Origin of the sequence: Xylanibacter oryzae DSM 17970, from assembly GCF_000585355.1 — a bacterium.
In the GTDB taxonomy this organism is placed as follows: domain Bacteria; phylum Bacteroidota; class Bacteroidia; order Bacteroidales; family Bacteroidaceae; genus Prevotella; species Prevotella oryzae.
This window is the reverse complement of sequence record NZ_KK073873.1, coordinates 2,507,021-2,532,900: the sequence shown is the minus strand read 5'-3', so window position 1 is coordinate 2,532,900 and position 25,880 is coordinate 2,507,021. Positions and strand designations below refer to the sequence as shown.

Annotated in this window: 26 protein-coding genes; 23 read left to right on the top strand and 3 right to left on the bottom strand. The window is 35.5% G+C overall.

Annotation, left to right across the window (positions count from 1 at the left end; translation table 11 throughout):
• Window positions 1-2 precede the first annotated feature (2 nt).
• Together rnhB and XYLOR_RS10305 are read left to right on the top strand one after the other, a co-directional pair.
• Complete coding sequence (gene rnhB, locus XYLOR_RS10310) at window positions 3-608, top strand: ribonuclease HII (RefSeq protein ID WP_036879175.1); 606 nt, start codon at window positions 3-5, stop codon at window positions 606-608.
• A 43-nt stretch (window positions 609-651) separates the two neighbouring features.
• A complete protein-coding gene (locus XYLOR_RS10305) occupies window positions 652-3,501 on the top strand; it encodes a DUF8487 domain-containing protein (protein ID WP_245602001.1) in 2,850 nt (949 codons plus the stop codon).
• Between the two features lie 140 nt (window positions 3,502-3,641).
• Here the strand turns inward: XYLOR_RS10305 and XYLOR_RS14095 are convergent, their stop codons facing one another.
• Window positions 3,642-3,770, bottom strand: coding sequence for a hypothetical protein (locus XYLOR_RS14095; protein WP_258575513.1), 129 nt, complete (start codon window positions 3,768-3,770; stop codon window positions 3,642-3,644).
• A 1,070-nt stretch (window positions 3,771-4,840) separates the two neighbouring features.
• On the opposite strand from XYLOR_RS14095, the gene XYLOR_RS10300 reads away from it, so the two are divergent.
• The 5 genes from XYLOR_RS10300 (at window position 4,841) to XYLOR_RS10280 (ending at window position 12,962) form a co-directional block, all read left to right on the top strand.
• Entirely contained in the window at window positions 4,841-8,104 is a 3,264-nt protein-coding gene (locus XYLOR_RS10300; RefSeq protein ID WP_036879173.1) for a SusC/RagA family TonB-linked outer membrane protein, read from the top strand.
• 12 nt (window positions 8,105-8,116) lie between these two features.
• Window positions 8,117-9,634 carry a SusD/RagB family nutrient-binding outer membrane lipoprotein gene (locus XYLOR_RS10295; RefSeq protein ID WP_036879171.1) on the top strand — a complete coding sequence of 506 codons (1,518 nt, stop codon included), beginning with the start codon at window positions 8,117-8,119 and terminating at the stop codon, window positions 9,632-9,634.
• Window positions 9,635-9,665: 31 nt separating this feature from the next.
• Window positions 9,666-10,367, top strand: a complete 702-nt coding sequence (locus XYLOR_RS10290) for a BT_2262 family domain-containing protein (protein WP_036879170.1) — start codon at window positions 9,666-9,668, stop codon at window positions 10,365-10,367.
• 10 nt (window positions 10,368-10,377) lie between these two features.
• Window positions 10,378-10,905: a lipid-binding protein gene (locus XYLOR_RS10285; RefSeq protein WP_036879168.1), complete on the top strand. Its 528-nt coding sequence runs from the start codon at window positions 10,378-10,380 to the stop codon at window positions 10,903-10,905.
• A gap of 281 nt (window positions 10,906-11,186) precedes the next feature.
• Window positions 11,187-12,962: a C10 family peptidase gene (locus XYLOR_RS10280; RefSeq protein WP_036879166.1), complete on the top strand. Its 1,776-nt coding sequence runs from the start codon at window positions 11,187-11,189 to the stop codon at window positions 12,960-12,962.
• Between the two features lie 13 nt (window positions 12,963-12,975).
• Here the strand turns inward: XYLOR_RS10280 and XYLOR_RS10275 are convergent, their stop codons facing one another.
• Window positions 12,976-13,263: a hypothetical protein gene (locus XYLOR_RS10275; RefSeq protein ID WP_036879163.1), complete on the bottom strand. Its 288-nt coding sequence runs from the start codon at window positions 13,261-13,263 to the stop codon at window positions 12,976-12,978.
• 133 nt (window positions 13,264-13,396) lie between these two features.
• Here XYLOR_RS10275 and XYLOR_RS10270 point away from each other — a divergent pair, with 133 nt between their 5' ends.
• A complete protein-coding gene (locus XYLOR_RS10270) occupies window positions 13,397-14,302 on the top strand; it encodes a helix-turn-helix transcriptional regulator (protein WP_036879160.1) in 906 nt (301 codons plus the stop codon).
• A 14-nt stretch (window positions 14,303-14,316) separates the two neighbouring features.
• Here the strand turns inward: XYLOR_RS10270 and XYLOR_RS10265 are convergent, their stop codons facing one another.
• Window positions 14,317-15,546 carry a M16 family metallopeptidase gene (locus tag XYLOR_RS10265; RefSeq protein WP_036879157.1) on the bottom strand — a complete coding sequence of 410 codons (1,230 nt, stop codon included), beginning with the start codon at window positions 15,544-15,546 and terminating at the stop codon, window positions 14,317-14,319.
• 84 nt (window positions 15,547-15,630) lie between these two features.
• On the opposite strand from XYLOR_RS10265, the gene XYLOR_RS10260 reads away from it, so the two are divergent.
• The 15 genes from XYLOR_RS10260 to XYLOR_RS10190 all read left to right on the top strand — a co-directional run bounded on the left by XYLOR_RS10260 (window position 15,631) and on the right by XYLOR_RS10190 (window position 25,853).
• Window positions 15,631-16,593: a carbohydrate kinase family protein gene (locus tag XYLOR_RS10260; protein ID WP_036879154.1), complete on the top strand. Its 963-nt coding sequence runs from the start codon at window positions 15,631-15,633 to the stop codon at window positions 16,591-16,593.
• A 12-nt stretch (window positions 16,594-16,605) separates the two neighbouring features.
• On the top strand, window positions 16,606-17,805 hold the full coding sequence (locus tag XYLOR_RS10255) for an FprA family A-type flavoprotein (RefSeq protein ID WP_036879152.1): 1,200 nt from the start codon (window positions 16,606-16,608) through the stop codon (window positions 17,803-17,805).
• 15 nt (window positions 17,806-17,820) lie between these two features.
• Window positions 17,821-18,363: a flavodoxin family protein gene (locus XYLOR_RS10250; RefSeq protein ID WP_036879149.1), complete on the top strand. Its 543-nt coding sequence runs from the start codon at window positions 17,821-17,823 to the stop codon at window positions 18,361-18,363.
• Between the two features lie 25 nt (window positions 18,364-18,388).
• Window positions 18,389-18,688 (top strand): putative quinol monooxygenase, encoded by a 300-nt coding sequence (locus tag XYLOR_RS10245; RefSeq protein WP_036879148.1) that lies wholly within the window; start codon window positions 18,389-18,391, stop codon window positions 18,686-18,688.
• An 88-nt stretch (window positions 18,689-18,776) separates the two neighbouring features.
• Window positions 18,777-19,529: an N-acetyltransferase gene (locus XYLOR_RS10240; protein ID WP_036879145.1), complete on the top strand. Its 753-nt coding sequence runs from the start codon at window positions 18,777-18,779 to the stop codon at window positions 19,527-19,529.
• Between the two features lie 35 nt (window positions 19,530-19,564).
• Window positions 19,565-20,170 (top strand): sugar O-acetyltransferase, encoded by a 606-nt coding sequence (locus XYLOR_RS10235; RefSeq protein WP_036879142.1) that lies wholly within the window; start codon window positions 19,565-19,567, stop codon window positions 20,168-20,170.
• Between the two features lie 15 nt (window positions 20,171-20,185).
• Window positions 20,186-20,689 carry an HXXEE domain-containing protein gene (locus XYLOR_RS10230; RefSeq protein WP_036879139.1) on the top strand — a complete coding sequence of 168 codons (504 nt, stop codon included), beginning with the start codon at window positions 20,186-20,188 and terminating at the stop codon, window positions 20,687-20,689.
• A gap of 107 nt (window positions 20,690-20,796) precedes the next feature.
• Window positions 20,797-21,228, top strand: coding sequence for a hypothetical protein (locus tag XYLOR_RS10225; protein WP_036879137.1), 432 nt, complete (start codon window positions 20,797-20,799; stop codon window positions 21,226-21,228).
• 46 nt (window positions 21,229-21,274) lie between these two features.
• Window positions 21,275-21,895 (top strand): CatB-related O-acetyltransferase, encoded by a 621-nt coding sequence (locus tag XYLOR_RS10220; protein WP_036879135.1) that lies wholly within the window; start codon window positions 21,275-21,277, stop codon window positions 21,893-21,895.
• A gap of 5 nt (window positions 21,896-21,900) precedes the next feature.
• Window positions 21,901-22,428, top strand: a complete 528-nt coding sequence (locus XYLOR_RS10215) for a GNAT family N-acetyltransferase (RefSeq protein WP_036879134.1) — start codon at window positions 21,901-21,903, stop codon at window positions 22,426-22,428.
• Window positions 22,425-23,018 (top strand): type 1 glutamine amidotransferase family protein, encoded by a 594-nt coding sequence (locus tag XYLOR_RS10210; protein ID WP_036879132.1) that lies wholly within the window; start codon window positions 22,425-22,427, stop codon window positions 23,016-23,018. The genes XYLOR_RS10215 and XYLOR_RS10210 overlap by 4 nt, the downstream gene beginning before the upstream one ends.
• 55 nt (window positions 23,019-23,073) lie before the next feature.
• Window positions 23,074-23,385 (top strand): TfoX/Sxy family protein, encoded by a 312-nt coding sequence (locus XYLOR_RS10205; RefSeq protein WP_036879131.1) that lies wholly within the window; start codon window positions 23,074-23,076, stop codon window positions 23,383-23,385.
• A 10-nt stretch (window positions 23,386-23,395) separates the two neighbouring features.
• Window positions 23,396-23,785 (top strand): VOC family protein, encoded by a 390-nt coding sequence (locus tag XYLOR_RS10200; RefSeq protein WP_036879129.1) that lies wholly within the window; start codon window positions 23,396-23,398, stop codon window positions 23,783-23,785.
• Window positions 23,786-23,820: 35 nt separating this feature from the next.
• Window positions 23,821-24,513: an epoxyqueuosine reductase gene (locus XYLOR_RS10195; RefSeq protein ID WP_036879126.1), complete on the top strand. Its 693-nt coding sequence runs from the start codon at window positions 23,821-23,823 to the stop codon at window positions 24,511-24,513.
• Complete coding sequence (locus XYLOR_RS10190; RefSeq protein ID WP_036879124.1) at window positions 24,510-25,853, top strand: MATE family efflux transporter; 1,344 nt, start codon at window positions 24,510-24,512, stop codon at window positions 25,851-25,853. The genes XYLOR_RS10195 and XYLOR_RS10190 overlap by 4 nt, the downstream gene beginning before the upstream one ends.
• Window positions 25,854-25,880 lie beyond the last annotated feature (27 nt).

Sequence of the window (25,880 nt, the reverse complement as noted above, 5' to 3'; positions counted from 1 at the left end):
CCATGCTGGAAAGTCATTTCTATGAAGGAAAAATTGAAGCTGGTTGCGATGAAGCCGGAAGAGGCTGTCTGGCCGGTAGCGTATATGCAGCAGCTGTAATTTTTCCTCCTGACTATAATAACCCCGAACTTAATGATTCAAAGAAACTGTCGGCGAAGAAACGTTACGAACTGCGTAAGACCGTAGAGCGTGATGCCATTGCGTGGGCTGTAGGGATAGTAACTGCCGAAGAAATTGATAAGATTAATATTCTTAATGCAAGTATATTGGCTATGCACAGGGCTCTCGACCAACTTAAAGTCAGGCCGGAGGCAGTGATAGTAGACGGTAACCGTTTTAAGAAATACAGAGATTTGCCTCATACTACTATTGTAAAAGGTGATGGCAAATATCTATCTATAGCAGCCGCGAGTATATTGGCAAAGACATTCAGGGATGATTATATGGATGAACTTGCCGAACAATATCCTCAGTATGACTGGAAATCAAATAAAGGATATCCTACAAAGAAACATCGGGCAGCTATAAAACAATATGGGATAACCCCATTACATCGTAAAAGTTATAACCTTTTAGGAGACGGACAACTAAGTTTTGAATTCAAATAATAATCAGGCTGGTTATCTATGCCTGCAATAATATATGATGATTATGAAAAAGACATTATTCCTGTTATCATTCATGGTAATAGTATTTTCGGTTTCAGCCCAAAATAGGTATCGACAACAAATAGATTTGCAAGGCAGGTGGCAGTTTGCACTTGATCCTGATTCTACAGGAATATCCCTGAATTATCCCATTTCAATATTTAATGAGGAAGTTATTCTTCCCGGAACTACCGATACTAATAAGAAAGGTATACCTTTAACTAATAAAGAAGAGACCACACATCTATCACGACTGTTTTCTTATTTTGGTAAGGCGTGGTATAAAAAGGATATAGTAATACCTGCTAGTTTCAAAGGCAAGGACATAATACTTTATCTTGAACGTACCAAACCTACTATAGTGTTTGTAGATGGCAAGAAAGTAGGGCATAATGATGATATCACAATAGCACAGACATATAATCTTACAAACTATATGAAGCCAGGCAAGCATACTCTTGCTGTGATGGTGGATAATGGTAACTCTGTGCCCAAACAGTTACTTAGCAACTCACATGCTTATACAGAAGACACCCAGACAAATTGGAACGGTATAATCGGTAAAATGTACGTCGAAGCTATAAGTAAACAGCATATCACAAATCTTGTAGTTATACCAAGTGCTTCTGATGGAAGTGTTGCTGTATCTTTCAACATTGATGGCAACATAAAGAAGAACAGACATATTAGCTTGAGTGTATTAGATCCTAATGGTAAATCTGCCATTAAACCAATTGAGGTCAAATGGCTTGCAAATAAAAATAGCGAGAATGAGTTTAAAACAAAGTTTACGGTTACCGATCCACAATTATGGAGCGAGTTCCATCCATCACTATATCAACTTAATGTTGAGATAGATGGAGCAGACAGTATATCGTCAACATTTGGATTCTGTGACTTTAAAGCCAATGGACACCATTTCTATGTAAATGGACATGAAACATTCCTGCGTGGCAAACATGATGCATGCGTATTTCCTCTTACGGCTCATACAGCTATGGATGTAGATTCATGGCGCAAGTATTTTCAGATAGCTAAACAGTATGGTATAAATCATTACCGCTTTCATTCATGGTGCCCACCAGAGGCGTGTTTCGAAGCGGCTGATATAGAAGGTGTGTATCTGCAGCCTGAATTGCCGTTCTGGGGAGATTTTAATAAGAGTGACAATTATCTTATGTCGTTTCTTAAGAAAGAAGGCATGAATATGATCAAGGCGTATCGCAATCATCCTTCGTTTGTAATGATGGCTTTAGGCAACGAACTCTGGGGTGACATACCTACTATGAAGAGTTTCGTAGATTCGTTTAGAACTATTGACAATAAAATACTATATACTTTTGGATCAAATTTCTATCTTGGATATCAGGGTTATAAAGAAGGTATGGACTATTTTACTACATGCCGGGTAGGCGGAGAAAAGTATGGTGAATACAATACACATGTGCGTGGCTCATTTGCTTTCTCGGATGTAGCAGATGGTGGACTCATAAATCATGAATATCCTAATACTGTAACTAACTTTGACAAGGCTATAGGCGCATGTCCTATGCCGGTGATAAGTCATGAGACAGCACAGTTTCAGACATATCCTGACTATAATGAAATAAAAAAATACACAGGTGTTCTATATCCTTATAATATGGAGGTGTTCCGTTCACGACTGGACAAGGCTGGCATGCTGTCGCAGGCTGCAGATTTCCATAAAGCATCAGGCTTGTGGAGTGTAGAACTGTACAAAGCAGACATCGAGATGGATCTTCGTACTCGCAACATGGGTGGATTCCATCTTCTCGACTTGCAAGATTATCCGGGTCAGGGTTCTGCTTATATAGGAATATTGGATGCTTTCATGCAAAGTAAGGGTCTTACCACTCCCGAAGAGTTCCGTCAGTGGTGTTCTCCGGTTGTTCCTTTGCTTAACGCGAAGGGTTATACTTATAATGATGGAGATGTCTTAGACTTCAATATACAGATTGCAAATTATACTGAACAATCATTACAGGATAAATCGATGTCATGGAGAATAACCGATACTAAAGGTAATACATATGATAAAGGTTCTTTTGCTATACCTAATGATAGTATAGGACTATTCAATGCCGGTAAAATATCGTCAAAAGTTTCTGTGAAACAGGCAGGTAGATATACACTGTCTTTAAACATAGATGGTACTCAGTACCGAAATACTTATCCTATATGGTTCTACCCAATGCAGACAGATGCAAAGCAACTTGAGAAAGGAATAATAATTACATCTAAGATTACAGACGAAATAGGCAAGAAACTAGAAAGAGGTGCAAAAGTGCTCTTAATGCCCGATTCTACACAGTTTGTAGGAAATACTGTTGGCGGGCTATTCCAGACCGACTATTGGAACTATCGTATGTTCAAGACAATCAGCAATAATAATAAAAGGCCTGTATCACCGGGTACACTTGGTATATTGACAGATCCTACACACCCTATATTCGTAGATTTCCCGACTGAGATGCATACTAACTGGCAATGGTTCCCTATCATAAAACAAAGTCACCCGCTTATTCTTGACGGACTAAAGACAGACTATAAACCTATCGTCCAGGTAATAGACAACATAGAGCGTAACCACCGTCTGGGACTTATCTTCGAGTTTTCTGTGGGTAAGGGCAAATTACTCGTGTGCATGTCAGAACTCAGCATGAAATCAGAATATAAAGAGACAAGACAATTATATGAAAGTATTTTAAAGTATATGCATTCAGATAAATTCAATCCTGGTTATAATGTCACTTTGCGTTCATTATTGAATAGTCTGACCAATAGAGCTAATTCGGAAAAGATCAATGAACTGAAGAATATATCTTACGAATAATCTTTCTTAGTTATAACCGGTAATATATTTAGGTGTAAGGTCACTTCAAGTATTTATGGTCTGCATTATTAATAGCTAAAACGATGAAACTTTCTGCAAAAAGTTTCATCGTTTTAGCTAATTTAATTTCTATTTTGCTTTCAACCGATAGCTAACACACTTACTATCAGTTCGTTTGGCTGAAGGCAACTTCTTAGTAGTCTCTTTACTCTATGTCTTGTTTTGCAGGCGTTTTCATCAGATGGCACCAGACTGTCACTCTGGAGCATAGCTTTTACCTTGTCTTAGCTATCTTTCTACTATGCAAAAGCATTGAGTTAGACCACTTGGAGCATAGCTTTTATATCAGTAAAGCTATGCTTCGGAGTAAAAGTAGCCCTAAAAATGAGTTAAAGGCATACGTTTTGCATCGCTAACAGTTCTATTTTAGAAATATCGCTGTGATTTTTAATAAAAAAAATACCACTATGTCACCATATTCATAAATCATTGAATATAAACACTATACAGAGCAGCTAGTAGAACGCGTTTACCACAAAATACCACTTATATACCACTATGAAAAAAAAGTGGTATATAAGTGGTATTTGAGTGTCATTTTGTGTCATTTTGATAATAGGTAAAAGCCTATAAACACAGGGTTAGTGGTATAGTGGTATTTTTTATAACAAACTTCTTTTCAGAATTGCTGAATAATCAAAAATACTAACGGAGCCCTTCCTTTCAACTAAATTGAATAAGAACCACCAATATTAGGGATAAGGTTTAAAAGAGTCAGGCAAAATTCTGTAAACACATTAGCCTGGAAGTTGCCTTCAGCCAAACGAACTGATAGTAAGTGTGTTAGATATCGGTTGAAAGCAAAACGAATTTTCTTTTGATATAATTGATATTGTGCCTTATTGGCGAGATATTTTATGGCAACTATCTTTCAATAAAATGGAATAAGAACAATAAATCTAATTAAAAGACAAATGATATAAAATGCTACTTTTTTATGTAGTTTTACAGCATTTAATAATATTTAGTTAATAACAATTTTTACAATTTTACGTTTGAGACGAGAAAATGAAACAATAATCTGTTATTATTCAATATATGCTATAAAATGAATATTATTATGCATTAAATATACAAATACACAACTACCAATTCGTAACTTAAAATCATTTTTAGTTATCAAAAAGTTGGTAATATACCAAGGATGTGGTATTTTTAACATAAAAATGAGGATAAAAATGCACTTTTTTCAAATTATCTTTGGTTGTAGAATAAAAATTATATAATTTTGCATCGAAAATAATTATTTAAGGTAAAATTTTTAAAAGAGAGAGAATTTATGAAGAAAAAAGTTTCACTTTTGTTATTGGCATGTCTCCTCGTCTTTGTAGGAAGTGCAATGGCACAAACTCGTACAGTTACGGGTACTGTCATTTCATCTGAAGATGGAGAACCAGTAATTGGAGCCTCTGTTGTCGTTGATGGCAGCAGAATGGGCACGGCAACAAATGTAGATGGAACATTCTCTATTACAGGAGTTCCAGCTAATGCAAAGAATTTAAGAGTGTCTTACCTAGGTTACAAGACCAAAGTTGTAGGAATTGCACCTAACGTTAAGATAGAGTTACAGTCTGATGCGAATCAGCTTAATGAAGTTGTAGTAACTGCAATGGGTATTACTCGACAGCAGAGAACCTTAGGTTATTCAGCAACAACATTGAAAAATGAGGAGTTGACCGAAGCACGTAATACAGACGTAACTAGTTCATTGGCAGGTAAGGTAGCAGGTGTACAGATTCAGTCTACATCTTCTCAGCCAGGTTCATCTAGTAATGTGATAATTCGTGGTTATGGTTCTATAAACGGAAGTAATCAGCCTCTATATGTTGTTGATGGTGTACCTATGCAGCAGACTACATTTGATGCTGAAAACGGAGGAAACGTACGCCAGGGCTACGATGCAGCTCTCGGTGGTATATCAAATGTATCAGCTGATGATATAGAATCAATGACTATCCTTAAAGGAGCTGCAGCTACTGCACTTTATGGTAGCCGTGCTTCTAATGGCGTAATTGTCATAACAACTAAATCTGGAAAGAAAGGCGATGGCCGTAATTTCACCATAACTTATAACGGTGGTGTTCAAGCTCGCGTTGTTTCTTATCTTCCTGATTTCCAAAATGAGTTTGGCCAGGGATGGAATGGAAAGCAGACTTTTACAGAAAATGGTTCTTGGGGACCAGCTCTAGACGGTTCTACACAAGTTTACGGACCTGTATGGAATAACCAACAGATGCTACATTCTTATTCTGCAAAAAAGAATAGCATAAAGAATTTCTTTGATACAGGATGGTCACAAAACCATGATATAGCATTAAGCGGTGTATCTAATGATAATAAGACTACATACTATTTGTCATACTCATATTCTGACGATAATGGTATCATGCCTGGAAATGTAGATACATACAAACGTAATACATTAGCATATCGTGGAAGTTATGAAGCTACAAATTGGATGAAACTTTCATCTTCTATTAACTTCGCTAAAACAAGTACAAATATGGTTGGTGCATTCCAAGGAACATCTGTTATTGATGGACTTTATGAATTCCCACGTGATATTGACACAAAATACCTAAAGGATACACAATCTGCTTTTGGAACTCCTGAGGCTTATTTTACTCCTTGGGGAATAACTAACCCTTATTGGTCATTGGAAAATAACTATAATCATAATGACGCTAAACAGGTGTATGGTAAAATACAGGCAGATTTTAAGCCAATAAAAGATTTGACTCTTACATACCGTTTCGGTTTCGACTACACAGATTATGATATGAAGATTGGTGTACCAAAGATAGATATTGATGGTTCTTTGTTGGGCCCAGACAAAATATCATCTAGCTACAAATCAAGTGCAATTGGTAGTATGAATCAGGAAGGTTACGTTTATACAGAGTATATGCGTAAGTATGAGCTTAATCATGATTTCCTTGCTAATTATGCAAAGAAGTTTTTTGGTGGTCGTTTAGATTTGAATGGTACTGCAGGTTTGAGTATTAATGAACGTTATAGCACGGTTAGCAGAAACCAAACAACAAATCTTACATTCCCTACAGGATTTTGGGATTTGAGCAATGGTGCAACAAAGAAGCTTATTGAAGAACAACAGTCAAAACGCCGTCTTGTAGGTCTTTTTGGAGATGTTACTTTCGGATGGAATGAGATGTTGTATTTAAACCTTACAGCACGTAACGACTGGTCTTCAACATTACCAATCAATGCTAACAGCTACTTCTATCCAGGAGCAACATTAAGTTGGATCTTTACAAAGGTATTACCAGAAAACAATGTCTTGACTTTTGGTAAAGTGCGTATGGCATATGGTAAAACTGGTAATGATGCAGATCCATACTATACATCTGTACGTTACGTACAAGCTTATTCTGATGGATACTATATCAACGATGTTTCAAAGTTCCCAATGAATGGTACTAACTCATTCCAGGCAGCTAGTACAGCAGCAAGTAATACATTGAAACCAGAGATGACATCTGAGACAGAACTTGGTCTTAATCTTCAGTTCTTTGGCGGCCGTATAGGTTTGGATGCAGCTTATTATAATAGAATAACTAAAGATCAGATCTTTAAGTTGCCGGTAGATCCTTCTTCAGGTTATTTATATAAGGTAGTTAACTTTGGTGAGGTTCGTAACCGTGGTGTCGAATTATTGTTGACAACTACTCCTATTAAGACTGCTAAATTTAAATGGGATTTGAATTTAAACTTTGCTGTCAATAAGAATAAAGTATTGTCAATGCCTTCAAGTCTTGAGGGCGGAAAGACAACAATTTATAGCTTCTCTGCCGGTAATCATGCAGTTTATATGTATGCAGAAGAAGGCAAACCTATGGGTGAGTACTATGCATATCTTCCGCAAAGGGTAACAGATCCGAAAAGTGCTGATTATGGAAAGATGATAGTTGATGCCAATGGACAACCTGTCTTAGGTACATCAGTAGAGGATACCGGTAAGAATATGAATAACAAGTGGACTGGTGGTGTAACGACTGCTCTTTCTGCTTATGGATTTACATTGAGCGCAGCTCTTGATATTCGTGCAGGTGGTTACATGTTCTCACGTACTAAAGATTTGATGCAGTTTACAGGTAACGGCACAATCTCGACATACAATGATCGCCGTCCATTCGTAATACCGAATTCTGTAGTTGCTAATGGTAATACATATTCAGAGAATACAACACCTATTTATTTGACAAATTCAAGTTACCAGTCATATTTTAATGATTATGGTAATGGACAAGGTGATTACTTCTATCTAGTTGATCGTTCTTATGTTAAATTGCGTAATATAACTTTGGCATATGCATTCCCAAGACATTTGGTTCGTTCTTTATCTTTATCAGATATCACAGTGTCTTTGTTCTGTAATAATGTATTTACATGGACAGCTAAAGATAACTATTATATTGATCCTGAGACAACAACAACAGGTACAGACCTTCAAGGACAGTTTGGTGAGCTTTATGCTAACCCTTCTTGCCGCACATTTGGTTGTAACCTCAGCGTTAAATTCTAAAAATGAAATGATATGAAAAAATTATTGATAATATCAACAATATTACTAGGACTTGTAACAACGTCTTGTAATAATTACTTGGATATTAACCAAGATCCAAATTCACCTTCAGAGGATAATGTGACATCTTCTATGTTGATGCCAGGCGCTGAGATGAATTTAGCTGGAAGCTATGGTTGTTTCTTAAGAATGGCAGGTGGATTCCATGCACAGCAATATACACAGCAATTTGGTAGCAGTAACTATTTGGATTTCTCGCAATTCCAAATGAATGCAACTCGTAGTAATGATGCTTATGATCAGTTGATGAGCCGTGCATTAAAGAATCTGGAGACAATAAGAACAAAATCTTCAGCCAAAAATGAATGGGGTACATACCTTGCAGCTACAACCTTACGTGCATTCGTTTTCGAGACATTGGTAGACTGCTATGGTGAAGTTCCATATACAGAAGCCTTGAATTCTGATAATGCTACACCAAAATTTGATGATGGCCAGACAATATATACTGGTATATTAAAAGAACTTGATGATGCATTAAGCAAAGCTTCTTCTTCAGATATTGTTTGCACAAATTTCTTATTCCCATCTGCCAAGGCCGACAGTTGGATTAAATTTGCTAAAGCTTTGAAGCTGAAAATATTGATGCGTGAATCAAATGTAGATGATGTAAAAAATCAGATATCTGCACTTATTACAGAAAATGATTTCCCTACATCAGATGTAGCATATTCTAGTTGTTGGGCAAACCAAAGCGGTAGCTATAACCCATATTTTGCAGAAGAATTTTCTACTTCAGGTAAAGCTACAAATAATACAATCGCTAACTTAGCAATTGTTGGAACAATGCAAGTAACTGATGCATCAGGTGATATAACTTATACAGACCCTCGTTTATCAAAATTCTTTGCAGTTAATGGAAGCTCAAAATATGCAGGAAGTGTTTCTGGTACAAGCCTTAGTACATCAAAGGCTTATAATGCGACTTCTTTTAGCCGCCCTGCAATAACATATAATTCTCCTGTTTATCTTTTGACTGTATCTGAAATTGAATTCTTTAAAGCTGAGTATTATGCTCGTTATGGAACAGCTGATGATGCAGAATCTCATTATGACGCAGCAGTGAAGGCATCTTTCCAATCTGCAGGTATTAGTAATCCAGACGAGAGTCTTGCAGATTATCTGAAGGTTTACCCTTACGATAATGTAAATTATAAAAAGTCTATTGGTATTGCCAAATGGGTTGCTCTTTCAGGTACAAATAATTTTGAGGCTTGGTGCGAGATGCGTCGTTTGAATTTCCCAACATTTGGAACTGTTAAAGGTGATGATCTCTATGATAGTGCTAAAGATGTGATCTATACTTCTAAATATGTACCTGGTACTTTATATACACCTATTTTGGTTTACGGACCAGTAGGAGAGGGTAAAATTTTGGAGCGTTACCCATACGCTGAGCATTCTTCTGCAAGAAATAGCAATGCTCCGAGTTTCCCAGGTTATACATCACCAGTATTTTGGGGTAAGTAATATAAGTTTCAATATTTAATTGGAAAAGAAAATGAAAAGAAAAATATTTTATTTAATGATATTCGCATTGACTGTCGTAGCTTTTAGCAGTTGCAGCAAAGACGAATATAATGATACCCGTATTACATATTATCCTACTTTGACAATGTCTGGTGATAATTATATGTCTTGGGCAAAGGGTGCACAATTTAAAGATCCCGGTTACAAATGTATCTTGAATGGAGAAGATGTAACAGGTCAGGTAACAATTAAATCAAATGTTGATGTTACTAAGTCTGGACTGTATACTGTAGTCTATTCTTTTACTAATGCAGATGGATTTTCTTCAAGTTTAACTCGTACTGTATTTGTAGCTGATGCAAGTGATGCAGTAGAGGGATTATATAAAGTTGATCCAAATAGTTATCGTATGAGTGCAGGTAAACAAACTCTTTATTCATCATTTGGAAAGGATATGTACATAGAGGTTCTTAAGAATGGTTCTAATTATAGTGTAACTGACTTCATAGGAGGTTACTATGATCAGGGTAAAGGATATGGAACGACTTATGCTCTTGCAGGGAATATGAAGGTGGCTAATGATGGAACAATTTCTATATTAGACAATAATTTACCTGGATTTGGAGGTTCTGCAACAAGTTTCACAGGAAATTTTGATTCAGCAAAAAGTACATTATCTTGGAGTGTTGTATGGTCTGGTATGACTTTCAATATTATATTGAACAAGAAATAAAAGAATAAATATGAAAAAAATTATATTTTCAGCTACATTGTTGATATGCCTAGTATTGGCATCATGTAGCAAAGACGAAATAGGTGGTACAGCTACTCAGTCTGTTGCAGGAGAGTGGTATGTGACAGTTGAAGGCGTGGATGCATCAAACAAAGTTGTACTATCTGATGGTGATTTGTATGGACTTGGACATCAACTTATGAAAACTTATAATACGGCAGCTAATACAACCGATGAGATTTTTGTAAATATGCCTTTCGATTTAAGTAATAGTGGCTTGCCTGACTATACTTTTGCGCAGAAAGTATCATGCGATATTAATAATCTGACATTCCAGTCTAAGACTGGAAGTACGGAGACTGCAAGTATTTCTGGTGGACAAATTCTTCCAGGACAGGGCATTCAACCTAATGGGTCAAAATCGGATTCGATTGTATTCTATGTAACATTTAAAGGTGATGCAATACCTTCTGGAAATGGTTTCGTAAAATATAAGATTAGTGGTCATCGCTATTCAGGCCTTGTCAATAATAACTAATTTTATTATTGCGAAGCATAATAAATGATAATATAAATTGGGCGCGTCAATTATTGGCGCGCCCAATTTTTTATGCGTATTATCTATTAAAAAATTTGCAAGAAGAGTTAAGCTATATTTAAAGTGGCAACAAATATAATATAAGTTGTACCACAGTGTAAGTAACTTTTAGTTGAGTTCAGACTTTTTAGTAGTAAATTTTGCCAGTTGGTATAAAATAATTCTAGATAATAGATATAATGTAGTATCTTTGTGCCTTAAATGAATAACTGATATTAGATATGAAAACATTGTTTATAGCAATAACGCTGTCGCTTTTCTCTGCAACGATTTCAGCGGCAGATAGGGACAGTACCGAAATGCTATCAATAGCTAATAAATTCTTTAGTAATACATCATCTTCTAAAAGCAGAAATAGTTCCGGATATGGAAAATCTGCAGTTGTTAGAAAACGACTTTCTATGGATAAACTTGATGTTTATCAGTCTGGAAATAATGGATTTGTGGTATTGGCAAGAGATGACAACTATAATGCAGTTATCGGTTATTCAGATAATACAGCATTTCCTGATACGCTGCCGGATGGTCTCAGATGGTGGCTGGCAAAGGCTGACTCTTCAATGAAAAGCAATATTACAAAAGGTATTGTGAAGATGTCTTCTTCTGAAATACTTAATAGTATGACAACCAGTAGCACTGTTGGTACGTCTGTGGCACCATTCGTAACTACTAAATGGGGACAGGATGGTGCTTATAACCTTTTGACTCCGAAAATAAATGATTCTCATACACCTACCGGTTGTGCTGCTACAGCTATGGCTCAATGCTTAAAGAATATCGGATATCCATCAACATCTAAGGGTACTGGTTCATATTCTGTGTCTGTTGTAGATGCCAAGAAGGATACTACGACTACAAAATACCAATATACTTTTGGACAATATGTATATAATTGGGCAGGAATGACTGATTCATATGATGGTACTTATGCTTTGACAACTTCTAAATTAGCTGCTGCAAATGCTGTAAGTCAGTTGATGGTGGATTGTGGGGCTGCAGCTAAGATGAATTATATGTCAGATAGTAGCGGTGCATTAATATATGATGTGACAAGAGGACTATTTGATAATATGCAGTGTGATAGCAATAGCATTAGATTTTATGATCGTGAATTCTATACAGATTCTGAATGGTCTGGTTTGATATATGAAGAATTGAATGCACATTACCCTATATTTTATTCTGGTCAGGATACAGACGATGGAGGGCACGCTTTTGTATTTGATGGTTATGATGCAAACGGTAATGTTCATGTAAATTGGGGATGGAACGGATTGGCTGATGGGTATTATGATATAACATTGCTAAATCCTAATATTACAGGTTATGATATAAAGTTTTCTGAATACCAGATGATGACTACCGGAATACGGGCAAAATCAGATCTTCGTAGTTATAAGTCTCAATGGTTGCTTTATAAAAATCTTAATATTACGTGTAGCGGGAATAATATAAATTATACTATAGGTGCTGCATGCAATTACGGTACAATGTATTTTAAAGGTCTTATAGCTTTGGTAGCAAAAAATGCTTCTGGTGGGTACACTGTCTTAAATGCTATAACCACCGGCAATAGTTATGCAGGTACGATGTATGGAATCTCTAATTATTCATCCTCAAAGGGTATAAGTCTAAGCTATTTGAGCGATGGTACATATACTATTACGCTTGCTACAGAAGGATATTCAGGCAGTGGAGAAATAGAGACTACTTGGCAGCCTATGTTAGCTTATCAAGGTATAACAAGTGCTTATACGCTAGTTAAAAATGGTAGTACAATAACTCTTACCCCTGTGAAAAGTATACAAACGGGGATTGAAGAACTAGAACCGGGTATTACTAAAAAAGGAGATGGAATAACACGGGTTTATAATACTCAGGGGCAAATTCTATATTCTGCACCGACATCAACTTTCTCTGAAAATAATATTCCATCAAGCAATGGTCTTGTTATTATAAAACAGGGTAAGGATGTGAAAAAAATAACTATAAAGTAGTAAAAAAGGTGGATTATAGTCCACCTTTTTTACATTGAATTACAGATGTGGCAAACCAAATGATGAATAATATTCGTAGTATAATAGAATAACTTAATGGGAAAATGGTGAAGACCGCTGCTACTTGGGCATTCAGTAATAGAAGGGTCTGGCGTGTGCTAATCTTTTCTCCCATAAGTTTTGTGTAATACTTACTTAATGTCACAATAGGGCGGAGTGCATGTTCTTTAATACTTGATATAATTTCACTGATATTTCGTGTACCAGAGTTGTTTGTGGTCAAAACTAATTCCTTTTTCATTGTAGTAATTATTAATTTATTATTGTTTATGCTGCAAAGAAACTGCCGTTTTGTGCAAGATTAGTTCAATTCTAAAGTTTTTTTGTTAAAAGTATGGTGTTTTTTAATTATATTTGCAGTAGAATAAAAAAATATGCGTTTAGACAAATTTGATAGACAATTACGGCTCATGATTCTTCTTACACAGAATCGTGAATACACGCTTGATCAATTATGCGAAAGACTGGAGATATCACGTCGTAACCTTTACTATTATATTGAGGGCTTTAAAGAAAATGGATTTATAGTTGAGAAGAAGGGGCAGATATATAGATTGGATAAAAGTTCTCCTTTCTTTAAAAGGATAACTGAATTGGTACATTTTACCGAGGATGAAGCGATAACGCTCAGGCATGTACTTGAATCGGCCAGTGATACTAGCATTCAGGTCCGTAATCTTAAAAACAAGTTGTATAAGCTTTATGATTTTGATATTCTTTCGAATGTAGAAGTAAGTAAACAAGTAGCAGAAAATATATCCACACTTTATGATGCAATAAAGGAGCATAGGCAGGTCATAATAAAAGGATATTCTTCACCGCATAGTAATACTACCTCAGATAGAGCGGTGGAACCGTTCCTTTTTATGAATGGCAATAATGAAATTCGCTGTTATGAACTTAAAAGTGGGATGAACAAGACATTTAAGATTTCACGTATGGGGGGCGTTAAACTTCTGGATTTGATTTGGTGTAACGAGAAAAAGCATAAAATTATTTATACTGATATATTTCAGTTCAGTAGTGAAGATAAAAAACCAATTAAGTTACGCTTAAACCGGCTGTCGTGTAATATTTTAAAAGAAGAATACCCTATAGCAGAGAAATATATATCACAAGAAGATGAACAACACTGGATATTTCAAACAGACGTATGCAGTTATAAGGGTGTAGGCCGATTTGTGTTAGGAATGTTCGAAGATATCCAAGTGCTTGAATCCGATGAATTCGCTACTTTCCTAAAAGATAAAATACAGAGTATGACTAATTCCTGTCTCTAATTTTTTAGATAAAACTATTTGTCGATTAATGTAGTAAGTTTTTCTTCTGCGAAAATATCTTGAGCAACCTGATGTATTATATCAGGTGTTAATGCATCAATATGATTAAATAGATTTGTTATATCACGTTCCCATCCATAATGCAGATAACTCTTACCGAAGTCAAGAGCAAAGTTTTCACGATTGTCGCATGCAACACCTATCTGACCCTTAATCTGTTTTTTTGCAGCATTCAACTGAGTTATGGTAAGTGGTTTTTCCATAAATCTGTTTAACTCTTTGCGAGTAAGTTTTAGGCATCTTTTTATATCTTTTGGATCGCATCCGAAATATGTGCACCAAATACCGGTATCAGAGTAGCTTATCATGCTGCTTTCTACTGTATAAACTAATCCGTTACGTTCACGCAGGGATAAATTAAGGCGTGCATTCATTCCAGGTCCACCAAGTATATTATTTAGCAGATAAAGAGCCATTCGTCGCTCATCGTGTACAGAATATGCCCTGTTACCAATCATTACGTGAGCTTGATGAGTGCCTTTGTCTTTTTCTATGTATTTAGGTTCATATATAGGTAAAGGACTGTTCGACTTAATATCCATAAGAGGCTTGCAATTGCCAAAATCTTTAGTAGATTTACTCAAAAAATTTACCATTTTGTTGAAGTCCAAATCACCATATGCAAAGAATATGACATTCTCCGGCTTATAGAATCTGGCTGTAAAACGTAATGCATCATCTGTAGTATAAGTACGTAGATGGTCGGCATTACCAAGAATATTATGACCTAAAGGGTGGTTGTTAAAGATGATGTTTTCGAACTCATCATATATAAGTTCAGAAGGAGAATCATTATAACTCTCGATTTCATCGCATATAACCTCTTTCTCTTTATCAAGTTCCTGCTGTGGGTAACGGCTGTTGAATACAATATCAGTAAGTATATCTGCTGCACGGTTGAAATGATCCTTAAGGATTGCTGCATAATATACGGTATCCTCTTTATTGGTGAAAGCATTAAGGTCTCCACCAACACTTTCAAGGCAGTTCAATATATGCCATGCCTTTCTGTGCTCTGTACCTTTAAAAGTAACATGCTCACAGAAATGTGCCAATCCCTCTTCATCGTGAAGTTCGTTTCTAGTACCGGCATTGATTTCATATCCGCAATATACTACCGGTGATGTGGCAGGAAGATGGATTATTCTTAATCCATTAGGGAGAGTATAAGTATTATATTTCATAATTGGATGCAAAAATACCATTTTTTAGTTTGTTTTTTGCCAAAAAATTCAGATATTTGCATAAAATTTTGGGACGATAAGATTATGAGAAAAGTAATAGGTATAGGAGAGACTGTTCTTGACATTATATTTAAGGACGACCAACCTGTAGGTGCTGTACCGGGAGGTTCGGTCTTTAATGGGATAATATCACTTGGGCGTGCAGGTATTAATGCAACATTTATTAGTGAAACAGGCAATGACAGAGTTGGAGAAAAAATTATAAAATTTCTAAAAGACAATAATGTCAATGCTGATAATATTAATGTTTATACTAATAGCAAATCACCTATATCCCTTGCGTTCTTAAATGAGCATAATGATGCGGAATATATATTCTATAAAGATCATCCTTGTGATCAACTAGATTTTACCTATCCAGATGTTCAGCGTGATGATGTGGTAATGTTCGGATCGTATTATGCTGTTAACCCTGTAATCCGTCCACAAGTATCTGCTTTTCTAGACTATGCACGGAATAGGGGTGCAATACTTTATTATGATGTCAATTATCGCCCATCTCATCAGAATGAAGTGATGAAACTCACTTCTAATATACTTGAAAATCTTGAGTATGCAGACATCGTAAGGGGTAGTTATGAAGACTTTGACGTAATGTTCAATATAAAAGACCCTGATAAAGTATATAATGCTGAGGTATCTTTTTATTGTAAGAAATTTATATATACCCATGGTAAAGAGCCTGTATCATTGCATGCAGAAAAGTTGCAGAAAAATTATAATGTAATTAAGACAGAAACAGTAAGTACGATAGGTGCCGGTGATAACTTTAATGCAGGTTTCGTATATGGATTGATAAAATATGGCATCACTAAAGATATGATTGATGAAGGAATTGACGAGGAAAATTGGGATAAGCTTATAGCTTGCGCTCAGTCTTTTTCAGGTGAATGTTGCAGAAGCATAAATAATTCTGTGGATAAAGCCTTCGGAGATAGAATGAAGAAAGAAATGATTGAATACAAACTTCAGCATACTGAAGAATAATATTTAGAAACTATGATAGAAATAAAAGACAAAATCTACTATGTAGGTGTTAATGACCGTAATAAATCTCGTTTTGAAGGTCTTTGGCCCTTGCCAAATGGCGTATCTTACAATTCGTATCTTATAGATGACGATAAAGTTTGTCTTATAGATACAGTAGAAGTTGACTTTTTTACCCAATTCATCGAGAATATACATGAGGTTATAGGTGACCGTCCAATAGATTATATAGTTATTAATCATATGGAACCAGACCATAGTGGCTCTTTGGGACTTATTAAAAAGTTTTATCCCAATGTAAAGTTCATTGGCAACAAAAAAACATTTGGAATGCTTTCCGGCTTCTATGGAATAAATGGAGATACAATAGAAATAAAGGAGGGTGATTCTATAAGCCTTGGAAAGCATAATATTAGTTTTACTATGATTCCAATGGTGCATTGGCCTGAAACTATGGCAACTCTGGAAACAACTACAAATATTCTATTTTCTGGTGATGCTTTCGGAAGTTTTGGAGCACTTAATGGTGGATTGATTGATTCTGACATATGTTGTGATCCTTTTTGGTTGGAAATGATACGCTATTATTCTAATATAGTTGGTAAGTATGGCGTACCTGTACAGAATGCCCTAAAAAAGTTGGTAGAGATGAAAATAGATTATATTTGTTCTACACATGGACCCGTATGGCATGAATATATCTATAAAGTAATGAGCCTTTATAATATGATGAGCAAGTATGAGACAGATGAAGGCATCGTTATATGCTATGGTACTATGTATGGTAATACTGAGCGTATGGCAGAAGTTATAGCCCGTGCTGCAAGCAACGCCGGAATAAAGAATATAGTGATGTACAATGTTTCAAAGACAGACCATTCATATATAATTAGGGATGTTTTCCGTTATCGTGGACTTATAGTTGGTGCACCTACATATAATACAGGATTATACCATGAAATGGATACTTTGCTTAACGAAATAGGCAATAGAGATGTGAAAAATCATTATATTGGTTGGTTTGGAAGTTATGGATGGGCAGGTAAGGCCGTTGCAAAGATAAAAGAATTGAATGAAACGCACTTGCACTTCGAGAAAGTGGGAATTCCGGTAGAGATGAAACAAAGTATGACACCTGAGGTTGCTGCTCAATGCGAGGCCCTTGGCAAAGCTATGGCAGAACGCCTTAAGGCAGACAGATGTGCTGATTAATATAATTGGAATCAGATGAGCAGAATCTTGGTTATTGTAGGCAGCATGCGAAAGCATGGAAATACCGAAGTTTTAGCTTCTGAATTTGAAAAGGGAGCAAGAGATGGTAACAACAATGTTACTGTTATATCTGTTCGAGATTATAATATAGTTCCATGTACAGGGTGTAATGCATGCCACAGACGTGAGAATAAAGATTGCGTGATAAATGACGATATGCAGAAAATATTCCCGATATTAAGGGATGCTGATATAATAGTCATTGCCTCACCAGTATATTTTTATGGAATTAGTGCCAGATTAAAGTCAATAATAGATAGGCTCCATCAACCTGCAAGATCTGCAATGAAGGTTAAGAAACTTGGACTTTTGCTTGTTGCAGCAGATACCATACCTTCTGTGTTTGATGCAATAAAGATGCAGTATAATCTCATTCTGGATTATTTTCATCTTGATAATATTGGCGAAGTATTGGCTTATGGTGTAGAGGCTGTTGGCGACATCGAAGGAAAACCAATTCTAGATGAAGCATATCAACTAGGCAAAAGATTGGAATAATATATGCATGTAATAAATAAAAATCATGATAACACAAGTAGTATCATATATCTGTAATGAAGACCAGAGAGGCAAATTCTGGAAAGATATAGTATCCGCGGGAATAGATATAGAAGGGGAAAAAGAGATTGGGAATATCCGTTATAATTTCTTTTTATCTCTTGAAAACAGCGATACTATTCTATTAGTGGAATCCTGGGAAGATGAGAAATCATTGGAATGCCATTATGGATCAGAAAATTTCAGGAAATTGGGGATACTCAAAAAAACATACGTCAAGCAAACAATAATAGAGAAGTATATAAGTAATAATTGTAATAACTAATAAACCAACTATTTGAAGTAGAATAAAATTATTGTTAAGTATTTCTCTTTTGTTAGAATATAAATAAAATGAATAATAAAATTATCAAATGGAAATAATAACAATAACAAAAGAAAACCTTGATAAAGAACATATTTGTTGTGCAATATCAAACAACAAGGATTTTAAGGTCTTATCTAAGAAAACTTGGCTTTCTGAAAGACTTCAAGACGGTCTAATATTCAAGAAGGGCAATGTTCGTGGCAAGTGCTTTATAGAATATATTCCTGCCGAAAAAGCTTGGGCGCCTATTGAGGCTAAAGAATATATGTATATAGACTGCTTTTGGGTAAGCGGACAGTATAAAGGACAAGGAAATTCGACTTTACTACTTGATGAATGTATTTGTGACAGTAAGGAAAAAGGGAAAAAGGGCTTGGTAGTATTGTCTTCAAGAAAGAAAATGCCGTTTCTTTCTGACCCGGATTATCTTCGTCATAAAGGTTTTATGGTTGCAGATACAGCTAATCCTTACTTTGAACTGCTTTATTTGCCTTTCATGAAAGATTCAGTTATTCCAAAGTTCAGGCATCAAGTGCGTGAACCGAAAATAGAAAGTAAAGGTTTTGTCCTTTATTATACAGCGCAATGTCCATTCACAGTTCAATATGTTCCTCTTATAGAGATTATTGCAAATGAGAATGATGTGCCGTTCAAATCAGTAAAAATAGATTCTGTTGTTGATGCCCAGAATTCACCGTCACCATTTACGACATATAGTCTTTTCTATAATGGCAAGTTCATCACACATGAGATATTATCAGAGAGTAAATTCAAAAAGATGATAAAAGAGATATTATAATATGTATGTTTAATTCTTAAAACCAAAATAGTGATATGACAGAAGAGGAAAAAATATTTGCCGGTAGGTTGTTTGATGCGCGTACTAAAGAATTACGTGATATCAAGCATAAAACTCATGAACTTTGCCGTAAATATAATCTTATGGATGAATACGACAATGAAAGACTGCCTATAATCAGAGAGTTTATAGGATGCATTGGTGATAAGTATTATCTTCAAGGGCCTATACAATTTAATTATGGCACCCATACATTCATAGGAGAGAACTTCTTTGCTAATTTTAATCTTATGGTTATGGACGATGCTCGTATATTTATCGGTGATAATGTTATGTTTGGTCCTAATGTATCTCTTATGGCGACTAACCATCCGTTGATAGCTAAAGAGCGAATATCTATGAAATATCCAGACGGTCATATTTCTGTATCGGAATATGCTGAAGAAATACATATTGGGAATAATGTATGGATTGCTGCTAATGTTGTTATATTGGGAGGCGTATCAATAGGCGATGGAACTGTAATTGGTGCAGGTAGTGTCGTAACTAAGAATATACCTGCAGGTTATGTCGCTTTTGGCAGTCCATGTAGACCGGTAAGGAAGATAACTGATGCAGATAGCAAGATAGACTTATTATGAAAATAAAATGATAAAATGGATATTAACGTTATATTTGTTGCATCTTTGCCAATAGTCTATATGTTGCATGATTTTGAAGAAATCATTGGAATGAAACCATGGGTTAAGTTGAATGAAATGCATTTATATAGTAGATTTCCTAAGATTGCTTCAAAATTAGTCCCGCATCTGCAGAGTACATCAACAGAGGGGTTTGCGCTTTGCGTTGCAATATTGTTTATGCTAATAGGCGTAATAACTATATCAGCATTGTTTACGGACTTTTATAAACTATGGATGGGAATTTTTATGGTTTTCTCAATCCATATTGTTGTGCATTTTATCCAGTGGATAGTATTTCGAAGATACATTCCAGCTATTATAACATCACTGTTATGTATTCCTTATTGTATATTTGGAATTATGTATATAAATCGAATATTCTCTTTGGGAGATATATTTGCTTACACTATTCTTGTTTTAGTTGTTAGCATTATATTATTATACGTTGGTCACCGCTATATTGCAAAATTAATATAATATGTACTGTACACGCTATGCGGGTTGTCTGATGAATGAATTATGTCGTTTACTGCATCTTAAACATAAAAGAATAGGCCCTATAGCATCACGGCAAGCTAAAGAACATGGTAAAGAATAAAGCATTATTTATAGGAGCAATGATTAATTTTATCATTGGCATAGGACATTTAGTATGCCTTGCATGCCTTAATAGGGTGTTTGAAATTTATGACATTACAGATATAATGACTAGATTTGCAGAAACCTATGGTGGCTACTTCCCGTATATACTTACCGTAATTATAGCATTATGCTTCTTTTCTTGCGGAATATATGGGTTGTCGGCTTGCGGGATTATTCGCAGATTCCCTCTTTTGAAATTAGGTATATTTGCTATTGCCTCTGTATTCATTTTTCGTGCCTTATGTGGAATATTTATGATGATAAGTGGTTTTACCTGTATTGAATTATCATCTACTTCTGTTTCTGCATTGGTAGGATTGCTATACTTGTTTGGAGGCATAAAGGCATTCTCAAAAAGTAATAATAGAAAATAATATAATAAAAGAACAATATTTAGATCAGACAAAAAACTATTAGTAAATGAATCCAAAACAAATATATCCTCGCAAGGGAAACAATGCTACAGAAAGTGTTTATTTGCAGTCTGTAGTTAAAGATCCGAATATAATTGTCGGTGACTATACAATATACAATGACTTTGTTAATGATCCTCGTGATTTCGAGAAGAACAACGTATTGTATCATTATCCTCTTTGCAACGAAGAAAAACTTGTAATAGGTAAATACTGTTCTATAGCCTGTGGGGTTAAATTTATGTTCACAGGAGGCAATCATACATTAAAGTCGCTTTCAACATATCCTTTCCCTGTATTCCCAGACGAATGGGGACTCGACGAATGGAAAGTAGCACGTGCATGGGATAATCATGGCGATATAATTATAGGTAATGATGTTTGGATCGGTTACGAGGCTGTAATAATGCAGGGAGTGACGATCGGTGACGGTGCTATAATAGGTACCAGAGCAGTTGTTAGCAAGGATGTAGCTCCTTATTCTATCGTTGGCGGAGTGCCTGCAAAGGAGATTCGCAAACGTTTTGATGATGAGACAATAAAAAAACTACAAGATAAACAATGGTGGAATTGGCCTGACGAAAAAGTAAAAGAGAATATTGAAAATATAATTAATGGCGTAATCTGATTAATATGACAAAAATAGAAACAGAGAGACTGATTCTTCGCAATATAACAGAAGATGATGCTTTTGATATTTTCGAATACGGAAGAGAGGCTAATGTAGGTCCTAATGCAGGATGGAAGCCTCATGAAAATATCGAAGAGACACGGGAAATAATGAAACAGGTCTTTCTTAATCAACAATATGTATTTGGCATCGTTCTTAAAGAGAATAATAAAATGATTGGATCTATCGGTTTAATAAAAGATCCTAAACGAGAGAATCCTTATGCTCTAATGCTTGGTTATGCGATATCTGAGAAATATTGGAGACGTGGAATAGTAACTGAGGCTTCAAAAGCTGTTATAGACTTTGGCTTTAAGGATCCTGAAGTGGATATTATAACCTGTTGCTGTTACAGCTTTAATCAACGTTCGCGTAGAGTGATTGAAAAATGTGGCTTTAAGTATGAAGGATGCCTACGTCAAGGCGAGAGGAGATATGATGGCGAGGTGTTTGACATTGAGAGTTTTTCATTATTAAAAGAAGAAGTATGAAGAAAAAAGTTTTGTTTGTTGTTCTCAACGAATATGCCGATTGGGAAGGAGCTTATCTTGCTACTGCAATTAACAAAGGTGTTATGCCCGGTAGAGAGTCATTATATGAGACAAAAGTTGTTGGCCCAACATTAAGTGAAGTTCATTCACTGGGGGGATTCCGAATAATGCCAGACTACAGTATAGACAACATCCCTGAAGATTATGCTGCGCTTATTCTTATTGGAGGGGACCAATGGAAATCAAAGGACGCGGAGCGTGTGGCACCTATTGTGAGTGATGCAATAAAGCAAGGCAAAGTTGTTGGCGGTATCTGTGCAGGAGCTTCATTTATGGCGGCACATGGCTTTCTCAATAATGTAAATCATACTGGTAATGGTGTGGATAATCTTAAGGAGTGGGGTGGTGATAACTATACAAATGAAGTTGGTTATATGAATTCTCAGGCTGTTAGTGATAATAATATTGTTACGGCTAATGGTACCGGTTGCCTTGAATTCACCCGCGAACTTTTACTTCTGCTAAAGGCTGATACTTCTGAGAAAATAAATCAATTTTACGATTTTCAGAAAAATGGATTTGTTAGATGAATGTATAACATCTCAAATGATTTCAATAGAAAAATGTAATTATAAAGTTTGAATTATGGCTTCTAAAAAAGAAACATTAGATTTTGTCCTCAACCAAATTAAAGGCATCGAAAATATATCTTCTCGTAAGATGATGGGCGAATATCTTATTTATTATAAAAGTAAGGTGATAGGTGGAATATATGATGATCGCTTTCTTGTCAAAAAGACCAACGGTAGTGCTATACTTTTGCCGGATGCAACAGAGGAGATACCCTATCAAGGAGGAAAACCAATGCTAGCTGTGTCGGATATCATATTCGATGAGCATTCGGATAATGCAATCTTAATAGAAAAAGTATTTGAAGCAATTTATAACGATATATAAAAATAACAGTATGAAATTAGATGGCTTTGGTATATTTGTTAAAGATATGCCGACAATGGTTAACTTTTATCGAGATGTCTTAGGATTTGAGATACAAGAAGATGAAAACACTACAAATGTTTATCTTGTTAAGGATGGAACACTGTTCCTCCTTTACAGAAGAACAGATTTTGAAACAATGACAGAGAGTAAATTTCAATATGCAAATGGAATAAATGGTCATTTTGAGATAGCTTTGAGTGTCGAAAATTATAATGCCGTAGATGATGCTTATAAAAAAGCATTATCAAAAGGTGCAACTTCTGTAATAAAACCTACCACAGAACCTTGGGGACAACGTACATGTTATATATCAGATCCTGAAGGAAATCTTATAGAGATAGGTTCTTTTTCAAAGTGATTTTTGTCTTGTCTTAATTATTGGAGGACCATGGAATGGATATAAAAGAAGAAATAAGGAGTATCGTGTTATCATCTGGAGCTGATATTTGTGGATTTGCAAATATTGATCGCTTTGACAATGCTCCAGTAGGTTTTGCACCGACCGACATTTATAAAGACTGTCGATCTGTACTCGTTTTGGGAGTCGCTTTGCCTAAAGGATTGTCTCAGGTAAATCCTCAGCTGATATACAATTATTTTAATGGTAATATTGTAACAATGGTTGATGATATACTATTTAGGGTGGCTAAAAAGATAGAGATAACCTTTGGTGGATTTGCTGTTCCGCTTCCAAGTGATATGGCTGGTTCATGGAATGAAGAGACAAAGACTGCTCATGGCATTTTGTCAATGAAACATCTGGCAGTTCAGGCCGGAATTGGATTTATGGGCAAGAATACAATATTATGTAACGAAAAATTTGGGAATTTAATGACAGTAGGGGCTGTCTTGCTTAACATCGATTTACAATCCGATGAGTTGTGCATAAACCATTGTCCTCCAAAATGTCATATATGTATAGATAACTGTCCTGCTCATGCCATATGTGAAGATGGAACAGTAAATCAGACCTTATGCCGACCTGTTGCATATGGCACAACATTTCGCGGCTATGGTACTGTGGAATGTAACAGATGCCGAATGGGATGTCCATTGAGGTTTGGAGTAAAGAAAAATAAGAAATGAACAATAATCCAAAGAAACTTGGAACTGAGAAAATCAGCCGGTTATTAATTAGCTACGCTTTGCCTTCAATAATAGCCTCGACAGTAATGTCTGTATTTAATATTGTAGATAGTATATTCATTGGGCATGGTGTAGGTACTTTAGGGTTATCCGGATTGGCTATATTAATGCCATTTATGAATATAATGGTAGCTTTTTCTTCACTAGTAGCTGTGGGAGGAGCAAATCTTATGTCTATCCGTTTAGGTCAGAAAGACTATTATAGCGCTAATATGATATTGGGCAATGTAGTTACTCTGAGCATAATTTATGCTACACTATTGAATATAGTCTGTTATATATTTCTTAATAAAATTCTTGTATTTTGTGGAGCATCAGCTGAGACTCTACCTTATGCACGTGATTTTATGCAGGTTTTTCTGGCAGGTAACATTTTTACACAACTATTTTTTAATCTCAATGCTATGTTGCGTTCATCAGTGGCACCTCAAAAAGCGATGATCGCTACTGTCGGAATGGTGATTATAGTCATAATATTGAACCCTATTTTTATATTCAAATTAAAGATGGGAATGAGAGGAAGTGCTCTGGCAACAGTTTTGTCACAGGCAATCATGTTATGTTACCAATTGCATCATTTCTTTAACAAGAAGAATTTCATTCATTTCCAAAAAGGTATATTTGGATTGAGACGATCTATCATTGTAAAGGTTATGTCTGTTGGCTTGTCTCCTTTTTTTATGAATTTTACAGCGTGTATAGTTGTTATACTGATTACTAACAGCCTCACTAGGTATGGAGGAGACCTGGCTGTAGGAGCTTATGGAATAATCAATCGTTTCTTATTTTTATTTGTAATGGTTGTGATAGGGCTTATGCAAGGTATGCAACCCATTGTCGGTTATAATTATGGCGCAAAATTATATACGAGGGCTTTTAAGACTTTAAAGATCTCACTCCTATTTGGCACATTAATATCTATTACCGGTTTCCTGATAGGTGAGATAATGCCAAATATAATAACTTCGATGTTTACGACTGATAGGGAACTCATGTCTATATCTATATCAGGTATGAGAATAATGATGCTTGCAGTACCATTACTTGGAATACAGGTAATATCAACAGGCTTCTTTCAAAGTATTGGCTATGTTAAGACAGCTGTGTTCTTATCTTTGCTCCGTCAGTTGATATTGATAGTACCGGCATTGATTTTCTTGCCTATGCTATTTGGACTTAAAGGTATATGGATGAGTATACCGATAAGTGATACATTGGCAACAGTCATATCTGTAACATTGTTAGGATATAATTGTATGAGACTCAGAAAAAGTAATTAATCGTATTTTATAATATAGTTCGAAGTC

Excerpts from the sequence above, each read along its gene's own strand:
- XYLOR_RS10205 (WP_036879131.1), top strand. The coding sequence starts at position 23,074 with ATGGCTTCTAAAAAAGAAACATTAGATTTTGTCCTCAACCAAATTAAA.
- XYLOR_RS10285 (WP_036879168.1), top strand. The coding sequence starts at position 10,378 with ATGAAAAAAATTATATTTTCAGCTACATTGTTGATATGCCTAGTATTG.
- XYLOR_RS10190 (WP_036879124.1), top strand. The coding sequence starts at position 24,510 with ATGAACAATAATCCAAAGAAACTTGGAACTGAGAAAATCAGCCGGTTA.
- XYLOR_RS10265 (WP_036879157.1), bottom strand. The coding sequence starts at position 15,546 with ATGAAATATAATACTTATACTCTCCCTAATGGATTAAGAATAATCCAT.
- XYLOR_RS10210 (WP_036879132.1), top strand. The coding sequence starts at position 22,425 with ATGAAGAAAAAAGTTTTGTTTGTTGTTCTCAACGAATATGCCGATTGG.
- XYLOR_RS10290 (WP_036879170.1), top strand. The coding sequence starts at position 9,666 with ATGAAAAGAAAAATATTTTATTTAATGATATTCGCATTGACTGTCGTA.
- XYLOR_RS10275 (WP_036879163.1), bottom strand. The coding sequence starts at position 13,263 with ATGAAAAAGGAATTAGTTTTGACCACAAACAACTCTGGTACACGAAAT.
- XYLOR_RS10295 (WP_036879171.1), top strand. The coding sequence starts at position 8,117 with ATGAAAAAATTATTGATAATATCAACAATATTACTAGGACTTGTAACA.
- XYLOR_RS10230 (WP_036879139.1), top strand. The coding sequence starts at position 20,186 with ATGGATATTAACGTTATATTTGTTGCATCTTTGCCAATAGTCTATATG.
- XYLOR_RS10235 (WP_036879142.1), top strand. The coding sequence starts at position 19,565 with ATGACAGAAGAGGAAAAAATATTTGCCGGTAGGTTGTTTGATGCGCGT.
- XYLOR_RS10200 (WP_036879129.1), top strand. The coding sequence starts at position 23,396 with ATGAAATTAGATGGCTTTGGTATATTTGTTAAAGATATGCCGACAATG.
- XYLOR_RS10260 (WP_036879154.1), top strand. The coding sequence starts at position 15,631 with ATGAGAAAAGTAATAGGTATAGGAGAGACTGTTCTTGACATTATATTT.
- XYLOR_RS10280 (WP_036879166.1), top strand. The coding sequence starts at position 11,187 with ATGAAAACATTGTTTATAGCAATAACGCTGTCGCTTTTCTCTGCAACG.
- XYLOR_RS10255 (WP_036879152.1), top strand. The coding sequence starts at position 16,606 with ATGATAGAAATAAAAGACAAAATCTACTATGTAGGTGTTAATGACCGT.
- XYLOR_RS10215 (WP_036879134.1), top strand. The coding sequence starts at position 21,901 with ATGACAAAAATAGAAACAGAGAGACTGATTCTTCGCAATATAACAGAA.
- XYLOR_RS14095 (WP_258575513.1), bottom strand. The coding sequence starts at position 3,770 with ATGCTCCAGAGTGACAGTCTGGTGCCATCTGATGAAAACGCCTGCAAA.
- XYLOR_RS10225 (WP_036879137.1), top strand. The coding sequence starts at position 20,797 with ATGGTAAAGAATAAAGCATTATTTATAGGAGCAATGATTAATTTTATC.
- XYLOR_RS10270 (WP_036879160.1), top strand. The coding sequence starts at position 13,397 with ATGCGTTTAGACAAATTTGATAGACAATTACGGCTCATGATTCTTCTT.
- XYLOR_RS10240 (WP_036879145.1), top strand. The coding sequence starts at position 18,777 with ATGGAAATAATAACAATAACAAAAGAAAACCTTGATAAAGAACATATT.
- XYLOR_RS10305 (WP_245602001.1), top strand. The coding sequence starts at position 652 with ATGAAAAAGACATTATTCCTGTTATCATTCATGGTAATAGTATTTTCG.
- XYLOR_RS10245 (WP_036879148.1), top strand. The coding sequence starts at position 18,389 with ATGATAACACAAGTAGTATCATATATCTGTAATGAAGACCAGAGAGGC.
- XYLOR_RS10195 (WP_036879126.1), top strand. The coding sequence starts at position 23,821 with ATGGATATAAAAGAAGAAATAAGGAGTATCGTGTTATCATCTGGAGCT.
- rnhB (WP_036879175.1), top strand. The coding sequence starts at position 3 with ATGCTGGAAAGTCATTTCTATGAAGGAAAAATTGAAGCTGGTTGCGAT.
- XYLOR_RS10220 (WP_036879135.1), top strand. The coding sequence starts at position 21,275 with ATGAATCCAAAACAAATATATCCTCGCAAGGGAAACAATGCTACAGAA.
- XYLOR_RS10250 (WP_036879149.1), top strand. The coding sequence starts at position 17,821 with ATGAGCAGAATCTTGGTTATTGTAGGCAGCATGCGAAAGCATGGAAAT.
- XYLOR_RS10300 (WP_036879173.1), top strand. The coding sequence starts at position 4,841 with ATGAAGAAAAAAGTTTCACTTTTGTTATTGGCATGTCTCCTCGTCTTT.